We start from the raw sequence: 11,253 nt of genomic DNA on the forward strand, positions 1-11,253 counted from the left end.
ACCAGCAGCGGCGTTCAGGCTGATTAGGCCAGTTCTGCCATTTCATCCAGCAACTGGTTCAGCCAGCGGATCAATCGCTCGTCGGTCTGGTCGTATTGGTTTTCCTCATCCAGCGCCAGGCCATAAAACCATTCACCATCTTCGGTGACAGCTTTGGAGCTGATATAGTCATAACCTTCGGTCGACCAAAAACCAATACGCTGACAATTTTGCTCGCTGATGGCCTGGTGCAACATACCAACAGCATCTAAAAACCATTCAGCATAACCAAGTTGATCGCCCATACCATAAATGGCCACAATTTTGCCGTTCAGATCAACAGCAGCGATGTCATCCCATTGTGCTTCCCAGTCTTCCTGCAGTTCGCCAAAATCCCAGGTAGAAATGCCAAGAATAAGGACGTCATAACCTGCCATAGTAGCCAGAGGCTGCGTTTTTAAATTATGAAGTGTTACACTGCTGCCAGCCGGTAAAGCAGGATCAGCATTAAGTAACACCTGAATTTTTTCCGCCACCATTTCGGTGTAACAGGTGGTCGAACCGTAAAAAACCGCAATTTTTAATGACATAACAAACCTGCGTCAGGTTATTTTTTGAAGCTGGGCGGCAGTTTAACAGATGACAGTGTCCGCTCAAAGCAAGGTACTGCAGCAAAATGCGCAGGCTGCAAAAGGTGCCGCAGCAATAAGGTGAAGTATGACAACAGCAGCTGTCACAGCAGATAACAAGCCGGTGTTGGCACCCGCTACTTTGGCGCTTATTCAGCGTTTTTTGGATCAGCTGTGGCTGGAGAAAGGTGTCAGTGCCCATACACTCGCCGCTTATGGCACTGATTTACGTAAATTTGCCACATTTGCCGCAACACAGCAGTATCTGTTGCCGGATGTCAGCACTGATGTGCTGAACCATTATCTGGCGTATCGCCATGATCTGGGGCTACAAGCCCGCAGCACGGCGAGAGCGCTCAGCAGTTTGCGGCGTTTTTATCAGTGGTTACATCAACAAAAACTCTGCCTTGAAAATCCGGTGGCGTTATTGCTGAATCCAAAAATTGGTATCAGTTTGCCCAAGTCGTTGTCTGAGGCCGATGTTGATGCCTTATTGACAGCACCTGATGTCAATGATGTGATCCAGTTTCGCGACAAAGTGATGCTGGAAGTGCTGTATGCGGCAGGTTTGCGGGTTAGTGAACTTTGTAGTTTAACCATGCAACAACTGAATTTACGTCAGGGCGTGATAAGGGTGCTTGGCAAAGGCAGTAAAGAGCGGCTGGTGCCAATAGGTGAAGTGGCCAGTGAATGGTTGCAGCGTTATTTGCTGCAAGGCCGGGGTTTATTGTTGCAACAACAGTCTGATGTGTTGTTTCCAAGCAACAGAGGCTGTGAAATGACAAGACAGACCTTCTGGCACCGGATAAAATTTTATGCGCAGCGCGCTGGTATTAGCGCACCTTTGTCACCACATACGTTAAGGCACGCCTTTGCCACTCACCTGTTGAACCATGGCGCTGATTTGCGGGTCGTACAGATGTTATTAGGGCATAGCGATTTATCCACCACACAAATTTATACACATGTAGCGCAGACACGCTTGCAAAAGATCCACCAACAACATCATCCTCGAGGCTGATGTACTGATGAATAAAAACGGGAATAAAACGATGAAAATGATGGTTGTAAGCCTGATGATGGCGATGGTGACGGCGCAGGCTTTTGCAGTACCGGCAAAACTGCCACAAGGTACAGAATTACAGACATCACTGGCCGCGCTTGGCCTTAAAGTGAATTCGGTAGCAGATTCAGTGGTACCTGGCGTGCAGCAGGTGTTGACCGATAAAGGGTTATTTTTTGCCGCCAATAATGGTCAGTTTTTAATTGAAGGCAATATTTACGATTTAAAAAACAAACAGTTAGTTAACGACTCTATATTGCAGGATGTGCGTAAAGCCGGGGTCAGCAAGTTAAAAAATTCCAGCATTGAATTTAAAGCAAAAGCGGAAAAATATGTGGTGACAGTCTTTACCGACACCAGCTGTGGTTATTGCCGTAAGTTGCATAACGAAATGCAGACTTATCTGGATAAAGGCATCACGGTACGTTATCTGGCTTTCCCGCGCGGTGGTGTGCCGAGCGAAACTTACAGCGAATTACAATCTATCTGGTGTGCTGACGACAAACAGCAGGCAATGAATCAGGCCAAAGCAGGTCGTAAAATTGCGCCTGTCCAATGTGCCAATAATGTCGCAGAACAATATGAAACAGGACAGAGTTTTGGCATCAGCGGTACACCAGCCATAGTGCTGCCGGATGGCACCTTGATCCCTGGTTATCAGCCCGCCGAAGCGCTGGTGGCAACTCTTGCCAATCTGGCTAAATAAGCCAGCTGCATGACATTCAGCCAAAAAAGATTACAGGTCCGCCCGGTGCAAACCGAAGCGGCCTTTTTGTTGCCTGTGCATCCGGTGTTGCAGCGGCTCTATGCGCACCGTGGTATTGGGTTGCCAGCACAGCTGCAGCGCTCTGCCGCAAATTTATTACCTTACCAGCAGCTTAAAGGCATCAACGAAGCGGCGGCTATATTAGTCAGCGCCCTTGAACAACAACAGAAAATTGTCATAGTCGGTGATTTTGATGCCGATGGCGCCACCAGCACCGCTGTGTTGCTGGCCGGCTTAACAGCTTTTGGTTTTTTAAATTTACAGTCGCTGGTGCCCAACAGGTTTGCTTTTGGTTATGGTTTGTCAGCAGAAATGGCTGAACTTGCAATCCGGGAAGGGGCGCAGCTCATTATTACCGTCGATAACGGCATTTCCGCTATTGAAGGGGTGGCAGTTGCCAAAAAAGCCGGCGTGAAGGTACTGGTAACAGACCACCATCTGGCGGGCAGCGAATTACCGGCTGCCGATGCTATTGTCAATCCTAATCAGCCTGGTTGTCCTTTTGCCAGTAAAGCGCTGGCGGGTGTTGGTGTTGCTTTTTATCTGTTGCTGGCACTCAGAGCAGCACTTCGTGACAAAGGGCATTTTGCCAATATGGCTGAACCTAATCTGGCCGATTTATTGGATTTAGTGGCGCTTGGCACTGTAGCCGATGTGGTGCCGCTGGATAGCAACAACCGTATTCTGGTGCATCAGGGTTTGCAGCGGATCAGAGCAGGTAAAGTGCGGCCTGGTATTCAGGCGTTGATTGATGTTGCCAACCGTAAAGCGGAAAAACTGACGGCACAGGATTTTGGTTTTGCGTTAGCGCCAAGGTTAAACGCAGCCGGCAGGCTGGATGATATGTCGTTGGGCATTGCCTGTTTGTTGTCACCTGATCTGAATACCGCAAGGCGTTTGGCGGCTGAGCTGGACAGTCTGAATTTATCGCGTCGTGAAATAGAACAAGGCATGCAGGCTGAAGCTTTAGCGTTTTTGCAACGTTTGTCTTTTAAAGACAACGAATTACCGGATTGTTTGTGTTTATATCAAGGCGACTGGCATCAGGGCGTGATTGGTATTCTGGCAGGACGGGTGAAAGAGTTGTACCACAGACCTGTGATTGCTTTTGCCAGAGGTGACGATGGTGAGCTCAAAGGTTCAGCCCGTTCTATTCATGGTGTACATATCCGTGATCTGCTGGAAGAAATATCCAGTCAACATCCTGGTTTAATTAAAAAGTTTGGCGGCCATGCCATGGCGGCGGGTTTGACCATTGCTGAAGCAGAGCTTGCCACTTTTCAGCAGGTGCTCAGTACTGTTGCCAAAAAATACCTGACACCCGAGCTGCTGACGGCTGTGATTTATACCGATGGTGAATTGGCAGCTGAACATCTTACTGTTGAAATGGCTGACTTGCTGCAACAGGCCGGCCCATGGGGACAGGCGTTTCCTGAACCGGTGTTTGAAGGGCAGTTTAAACTGGTGCAACAGCGTTTATTATCCGATAAACATTTAAAAATGATGTTACAGGCCAGTGACGGTAAGCTGGTGGATGCCATCTGGTTTAATGCTGACAATAAAGCCTGGCCGAACGCCAGTGTGCAGCAAGTGCAGTTGGCTTATCAGCTGGATATCAACGACTTTCGTGAACAACAAAACCTGCAGCTGCTGGTGCGGCAGATGGTGGCAATCTAGGTTTTAGCCGCTGACTATGGCAGCGGCAACTCAGGCGCTGTTGCTTGCCGCAGCTGTCGAAGACTGCTAAAACTTATCAACACAAGACAACAAATCCCCAGGCGTAACGCATTCATGACCCAGGTGCCATCGTTCGCTCCAGGCGGAACTCCCCCAAGGCAAGGCCCGCAATTATTAGCCTTACAGGCACAAATTCTGGCTTCTCCTTTGTTGTTTGCCAGCGATACCCTCAAAGCCTGGCAGTTTCTGACCGAACAAATCAGCCATGCATTATATGCCGACAGAGTCAGTGTCTGGTTATTCTGTGAAGCAGATGTATTGCAATGCATTGATTTATTTCAGTATCAAAGTAAATCTCACCAACAGGGTACCAGCCTGCAACGCAGTAAATACCCCCGTTATTTTCAGGCGTTAAGTCAGGACGTGTTAATTAGCGCTTTTGATGCAGCACAACATCCGGCAACTGCTGAGTTTAATGATGGTTATCTGCAGTCTGCCGATATCTGTTCGATGCTGGATGCGGTGATCCAGTCGGATCAGGGTTTGTGTGGCGTGATTTGTGTTGAGCAGGTGCGCAATAAAAGGCACTGGACAGTGGACGAACAACATTTTGTCACTGCTATGGCCTCTGTTGCCAGTACAGTACATACCTTCAGCCAGCATTTGCTTTTGCAGCAGGATTATCAGTTGTCGCTGGCACGTCAGGATATGGCCAGTCGCCACGCCCGTATTGGTTTTTGGGAAGCCAATATGGGTTCAGGTGAACTCTGGTGGTCGCCGATGGTGTATGAGATTTTTGGCGTGGATCCGAAGCTGACGACACCGGACAGAGCGCTGTTTTACCGCTGTATTCATCCGGAAGATATGGCGTTGGTGCTAAACAGTGAAGCATTGGCCGCCAAAGGTGGTGAACATAATGTGATTCACCGTATTGTGTTACCGGGCGGTACAGTGCGCTGGGTACATGAAATGGCCAAATGGACAGCGCCCGATGGAGTGCAGGGCGCCAGGCTGATAGGTTCGGTGCAGGATATTACCGAGCAACAACACATTCGTTGTGAGCTGCAGCAATTTTTTACCTTGTCACGGGATATTCTTTGTATCGCCAATGATGACAATTATTTTGAAAGGGTTAATGCGGCATTTTGCCGGATTTTGGGATACAGCGAAGCAGAACTGTTAAGCAGACCTTTTACTGATTTTATTCATCCGGCAGATTTAGCGCCAACCGAAGATGTTGTCATCGACATTCATCAGGGCAATGCCGCTTCGGGTTTTATTAACCGTTACCTGCATAAAGAAGGTCATTATGTCACTTTGCAGTGGTCCTCTATCCGTGATCCTGCCACTTGCAAAATTTATGCTTCAGCTCAGGATATTACCGAAAGACAACATCTGGAACAGCTGAAACACGAATTTGTTTCTACTGTCAGCCACGAGCTGCGCACGCCGTTAACCTCTATCAGCGGTGCCTTGGCTTTGGTGTTGTCCGGTTGTCTTGGGCCTTTATCAGGGCAGATGTTACATATGCTGCAGCTGGCTAATAATAACTGTCAGCGGTTGACCAGCCTTATCAACGATCTGCTGGATATTGAAAAACTCTCAGCCGGTATGATGCAGTTTGAATTGCAGCGCCATGCCGTGGTCAGTCTGGTACAACAAAGTGTGGCCGACAATGCCCAATATGGGCAGGCACGTCATGTTACCCTTGCATTGCACTTTACCGACAGTGCGCAGCTGCTGCATATCCAGATTGATAAGTACCGTTTTGCGCAAATAATGGCAAATCTGATTTCAAATGCGGTGAAGTTTTCGCCCTCCGATGCCGAGGTTGTGATTAGCGTGGAGCAGGCACAACAGCAAGTGAAGATCTGTGTGACAGACTCTGGTTGTGGTATACCTGATGAGTTTAAAACTCTTATCTTTCAGCGTTTTTCACAGGCAGATGCCAGCGACTCCCGGCAAAAGGGCGGTACCGGACTTGGTCTGGCTTTGTCCAAACAACTCACAGAATCGATGCAGGGCAGCATTGGTTTTACGTCAGCACCGGGCGAAGGCACGTGTTTTTATCTGTTGTTTCCGCTGTCAACATCAGTGACAGACTGAATAAAAACAACAAGGCCAGCTTTGCTGGCCTTGTCCGGTATCAGCCCCATTGGCAGGGGACAGTTTTGCAATTTCGGAATGACTTAATAACCACTGACATCCAACCGGCCGTTACTGCTAACTTTGCCATTACAGGATGCTGTTGGCGCGGCCTGACTCAGAATGCCGTTTTTCACCTGCATATGGCTTGCTGCCGGATTTAATGCTTTATATAAAGCAGCTGCGCCCGAAACATGAGGTGTAGCCATCGAGGTGCCGCTATAACTGGCATAAGCAGAAATCACTTTGCCTTTGGATGATTTTGGCACCGTCGACATCACAGCTGAACCCGGTGCACAAATATCCACTGTGCTGCTGCCGTAGCTTGAAAACGAACTCATAGCACCGCTGCTGGTAATTGAAGCCACTGCAATCAGGTTGTTATTTGGATATTCAGCCGGGTAACAATTGGAGCCGCTGTCGCAGTTGTAAGCATCATTACCGGCTGCGGCAATAAACAACATGCCGGCAGCATCAGCCCGGCCAATGGCATCCTGCAACGCCTGAGAAAAACCACCACCACCCCAGCTGTTGCTGGTGCCAATCATATTGAGGTTGTGACGGGTTTTCATGTCGGTCATATAATCAACAGCCTTCACTGCATTAGCTGTGGTACCACCTCTGTTACCGAGGAACTTGGCATTAAATAGTTTGACGCTCCAGCAGACACCTGCCACGCCTTTGGCGTTACCGCCAACACCACCAATGGTGCCGGCAACATGAGTGCCGTGGTCATCACCTGCACCATCAAACACTGAGTTATCATTGCCGGCAAAGTCCCAGCCATACACATCGTCGACATAACCGTTGCCATCGTTGTCAATGCCATCACCTGCAACTTCACCCGGATTTTTGCCGGCATTGGCGGCTAAATCTTCGTGGCTGAACATATAACCTTCGTCAATAATACCAACCCAGACATCACCACAAGCTGTGTTACCACCGGCCCATTGTTCAGCGGCTTGTGAGCCGTATTGATTGGCCGGACTGCTGCCGTCGCCATACATACCCCATAAAGCGCCGCTGCTGTAATAAGTGTCGTTGCTGGTCGCTGCATGGTTGTAAATCCAGTTGGGTTCAACAAAAGCAACTGCCGGGTCTGAACTTAAGGTTTGAATGGCCTGTTGCAAGGATTTGCCCTGGGGCACTCTGACCAGCTGCAAATCGCCTTGTTTGTCACGGCGCTGATGCGCTGCCAATAAAACCTCAGCTGGTGTCGCGGCAATTTTACCCAGCGCTTGCTGTTTTAAACCTGCACCTGCACCCGCTTTGTATTGAATGATCAGTTCCTGAGCAACATGGGCTTTACCGGCCTGCAAAGCGGCCAATACTTTAGCTGAATGTTCTGAACTGATTGCCCCTGGTGCGGCGCAGGCAAAAATAACGGCAAGACTGAGTTTGTTATAACTGGGCATAAAATGATCCTCTGGCTCGATATCCACTGTGTTTATCACACGACAAAGACGATGCCATCACCAGACGAACCTTTTTTGTTACAACCGTCGTTGGATGTTAGTCGTCAGAATATTGTATACATTTGTAACTAATCTTATTTAAATTAGTAAAACATCTTTGACTTGGCAAGCTGTTCGTCAGGTTGAACATACTGGTAAAACCAGCAAAAACTGTTGCCGTTTATCAACAGCTTCACAAGCCGCACTGGTAATTCGCTGCCACTCTTGTTGGTTTTGTTGTTGCCGCTGCTGTCCGACCCGGTCATTTGCTGCAGTAGCAATAGGAAATGGCTGCACCCGCTGCTGAAATTTTGCTACAATTGCCGCCTTATTTTTAAGGCGCATTTAAAAATCATGTTTGAAGTCAACCCAGTTTATAACAGTATCAAAGACTTAACTGAACGCACTAACGTGCTTCGGGGGTATCTTTGACTACGATGCCAAAAAAGAAAAGTTAGAAGAAGTCTCGCGCGAACTTGAAGATTCAGCGGTCTGGAATAATCCGGAAAAAGCTCAGGCTTTAGGCAAAGAACGTTCAGCGCTGGAGCAGATTGTCGGTACTATCGACAAACTGGATCAGGGGCTGGAGGACGTTGCTGGCCTGGTTGAACTCGCGGTTGAAGCAGAAGACGAAGATACTTTTGTTGAAGCCCAGGCGGAATTAGCTGATCTGGAAGCGCAACTGGCAAAGCTGGAATTCCGTCGTATGTTTTCCGGTAAAAGCGACCCAAGCGATTGTTATCTCGATATTCAGTCTGGTTCTGGCGGCACCGAAGCTCAGGACTGGGCCAGCATGCTGATGCGGATGTATTTACGCTGGGGTGAAGCCAAAGGTTTTAAACCTGAACTGTATGAAGTGACAGATGGTGACGTAGCCGGTATTAAAGGTTGTACCATCAAGTTCACCGGCGAATATGCTTATGGCTGGTTACGGACTGAAACCGGTGTACACCGTTTAGTGCGTAAAAGTCCGTTTGACTCAGGTAACCGCCGCCACACCTCTTTTGCGTCAGTGTTTGTGTCGCCTGAAGTTGACGACGATATTGAAATCGAAATTAACCCGGCTGATTTGCGGATTGATACCTACCGCGCTTCGGGCGCTGGTGGTCAGCACGTTAACAGAACAGACTCTGCGGTGCGTATTACCCACTTGCCCACCAACATAGTGGTGCAGTGCCAAAACGACAGGTCACAACATAAAAACCGCGACAATGCTTACAAACAACTGCGCGCTAAGTTGTATGAGTTTGAATTGCAAAAACAAAATGCCGAAAAACAAGCGCTGGAAGATACCAAATCGGATATCGGCTGGGGCAGTCAAATCCGTTCTTATGTGCTGGATGACTCGCGGATTAAAGATTTGCGTACCGGTGTGGAAACCCGCAATACCCAGTCGGTATTAGACGGTGACCTCGACAAATTTATTGAAGCCAGCTTAAAAGCCGGTTTGTAATTTAGCTTAAAATCAGGAACTTACTATGTCTGAACAGAATACTCCTATTGAAGAACATCAGGACGTTAACAAACTGATTGCTGAGCGTAAACATAAGCTGGCCGGATTACGTGAACTGGGCAATGCCTTTCCCAATGATTTTCGTCGTGACGCCACTTCTGATCAAATTCTGGCGCAATACGAGCACCTGAGCAAAGAAGAGCTGGAAGAAAAGAAAATCCGCGTGACAGTGGCAGGCCGTATGATGCTGCGCCGCATTATGGGTAAAGCCAGTTTCACGACTATTCAGGATGTTGGCGGCAAACTGCAACTTTATGTTGCCCGCGACAGCCTGGCGGAAAACGTCTACAACGAAGGTTTTAAAAAGTGGGACTTAGGCGATATCGTTGGCGGTAGCGGCGTGTTGTTTAAAACCCAGACTGGTGAACTCACCGTATGGCTGGATGAAATCCGCTTATTGACCAAAGCATTACGCCCACTGCCGGACAAATTCCACGGTTTAACGGACCAGGAAGCTTGTTACCGTCAGCGTTATTTAGACTTAATTGTGAACGACCAGTCGCGCAAAACCTTTTTAATCCGTTCAAAAACTGTGGCTTATATCCGTCAGTTTTTTAACAGCAAAGGCTTTTTAGAAGTAGAAACCCCAATGCTGCAAAGCATTCCTGGTGGTGCTTCGGCCCGTCCATTCGAGACACACCACAATGCTTTAGACATGCAAATGTTCTTGCGTATTGCCCCTGAGCTGTATTTAAAACGCTTAGTGGTGGGTGGTTTTGAAAAAGTATTTGAGCTGAACCGTAACTTCCGTAACGAAGGTGTTTCAACCCGGCATAACCCTGAATTTACCATGCTGGAATTTTACTGGGCTTATGCCGATTACAACGACCTGATGGACTTAACCGAAGAGTTATTCCGTGGTCTGGCGTTGTCTGTGCTTGGGACTACTGAAGTGCCGTACCAGGGTCATATCTTTGATTTTGGTAAACCTTTTGCGCGCATGTCAGTGACTGAATCTATTTTGCACTACAACCCGGAAGTGAAAATTGAGCAGTTAACAGGCCGTGAAGCTGTTGCTGAATTTGCCAAATCTTTAGGCATTGAAGTCAAAGCCAACTATGGCCATGGCCGTATTCTGATGGAAGTGTTTGATGAGCTTGTTGAAACCAAGCTGCAACAACCCACTTTTATCACTGAATATCCGGCAGAAATTTCGCCTTTGGCCCGCCGTAATGACGACAATCCGGAAATTACTGACCGTTTTGAGTTTTTTATCGGTGGTCGTGAATTAGGCAACGGTTTTAGCGAACTGAACGATGCTGAAGATCAGGCTGCCCGTTTCCACGAGCAAGTGGCGCAAAAAGCCGCTGGTGATGACGAAGCCATGTTCTATGACGAAGATTATGTCACAGCGCTGGAACATGGTTTACCACCAACTGCCGGTCAGGGTATTGGTATCGACCGTCTGGTGATGTTATTGGCCGACGCACCAAGTATCCGTGATGTCATTTTGTTCCCGCATATGCGTCATACAGACAAACACGGCAGCTAATACAAACTGTTGCTTAGCAAAAAACCGGCTTGATGCCGGTTTTTTTATGCCGTTTTTCAGGCAAAGGGCAGCAAAAACAATAAAAAACAGCCGAAGCTGCGTGAACGTTTTGCCGCTGAAGTGATGCCCGGCGCCGGATAAATTTGACAAAAAACTGGCTGTTTTGCTTGTTCAATGCGTAGTGTTATAAAACCACAGTCCTTGGAGCTTCTGATGTTTAACTGGTTAAAACCTGATCCTGTTAAAAAATTACGGCGTCAATACGATGCCAAACTGGAACAAGCCATGTTGGCACAACGCAGTGGTAACCTGCGTTTATTTGCCGACCTTACAGCGGAAAGTGAAGCATTGTGGCAACAGCTTGAAGTGCTGATGGCTGCAGAAAAAACAAAATAACCTCGTAATTCTGTATTTAATTCAGAAACTTACTTCGCAAATATTTTTAGTTTACTCTGATGTTTTCGCGGCAATTATTGCTGTCAGCTGCTATACCCTTTTACAGGGAATTTGTTTGTATGTGCTGCCAAAAACAAGG

Annotated in this window: 9 protein-coding genes; 7 read left to right on the forward strand and 2 right to left on the reverse strand. The window is 47.9% G+C overall.

Annotated features, from left to right (window positions below; translation table 11 throughout):
• Positions 1-23: 23 nt before the first annotated feature.
• Positions 24-569 (reverse strand): flavodoxin FldB, encoded by a 546-nt coding sequence (fldB, locus tag RCH83_RS08980; RefSeq protein WP_306521160.1) that lies wholly within the window; start codon positions 567-569, stop codon positions 24-26.
• 127 nt (positions 570-696) lie between these two features.
• On the opposite strand from fldB, the gene xerD reads away from it, so the two are divergent.
• From xerD to RCH83_RS09000, 4 genes are all read left to right on the forward strand, one after another.
• Positions 697-1,629, forward strand: a complete 933-nt coding sequence (gene xerD, locus RCH83_RS08985; RefSeq protein ID WP_306521162.1) for a site-specific tyrosine recombinase XerD — start codon at positions 697-699, stop codon at positions 1,627-1,629.
• 31 nt (positions 1,630-1,660) lie between these two features.
• A complete protein-coding gene (dsbC, locus tag RCH83_RS08990; RefSeq protein WP_306521164.1) occupies positions 1,661-2,377 on the forward strand; it encodes a bifunctional protein-disulfide isomerase/oxidoreductase DsbC in 717 nt (238 codons plus the stop codon).
• 9 nt (positions 2,378-2,386) lie between these two features.
• Complete coding sequence (gene recJ / locus RCH83_RS08995; RefSeq protein ID WP_306521166.1) at positions 2,387-4,114, forward strand: single-stranded-DNA-specific exonuclease RecJ; 1,728 nt, start codon at positions 2,387-2,389, stop codon at positions 4,112-4,114.
• Between the two features lie 114 nt (positions 4,115-4,228).
• Positions 4,229-6,220, forward strand: a complete 1,992-nt coding sequence (locus RCH83_RS09000; RefSeq protein ID WP_306521168.1) for an ATP-binding protein — start codon at positions 4,229-4,231, stop codon at positions 6,218-6,220.
• 83 nt (positions 6,221-6,303) lie between these two features.
• On the opposite strand, the gene RCH83_RS09005 is transcribed toward RCH83_RS09000, so the two are convergent.
• The gene (locus tag RCH83_RS09005) at positions 6,304-7,674 is read right to left on the reverse strand and encodes a S8 family peptidase (RefSeq protein WP_306521170.1); all 1,371 of its coding nucleotides are present in this window, start codon (positions 7,672-7,674) and stop codon (positions 6,304-6,306) included.
• A gap of 393 nt (positions 7,675-8,067) precedes the next feature.
• On the opposite strand from RCH83_RS09005, the gene prfB reads away from it, so the two are divergent.
• From prfB to RCH83_RS09020, 3 genes are all read left to right on the forward strand, one after another.
• A protein-coding gene (prfB, locus tag RCH83_RS09010) for a peptide chain release factor 2 (protein ID WP_306521172.1) occupies positions 8,068-9,166 on the forward strand; the annotation gives its coding sequence in 2 pieces (ribosomal slippage) (positions 8,068-8,142 and positions 8,144-9,166; 1,098 coding nt in all).
• Between the two features lie 25 nt (positions 9,167-9,191).
• Complete coding sequence (gene lysS, locus RCH83_RS09015) at positions 9,192-10,718, forward strand: lysine--tRNA ligase (protein ID WP_306521174.1); 1,527 nt, start codon at positions 9,192-9,194, stop codon at positions 10,716-10,718.
• 213 nt (positions 10,719-10,931) lie between these two features.
• A complete protein-coding gene (locus RCH83_RS09020; protein ID WP_306521176.1) occupies positions 10,932-11,114 on the forward strand; it encodes a DUF6435 family protein in 183 nt (60 codons plus the stop codon).
• The last annotated feature ends 139 nt before the right edge of the window (positions 11,115-11,253 follow it).

This window comes from Rheinheimera sp. (genome assembly GCF_030824435.1).
GTDB lineage: Bacteria > Pseudomonadota > Gammaproteobacteria > Enterobacterales > Alteromonadaceae > Pararheinheimera.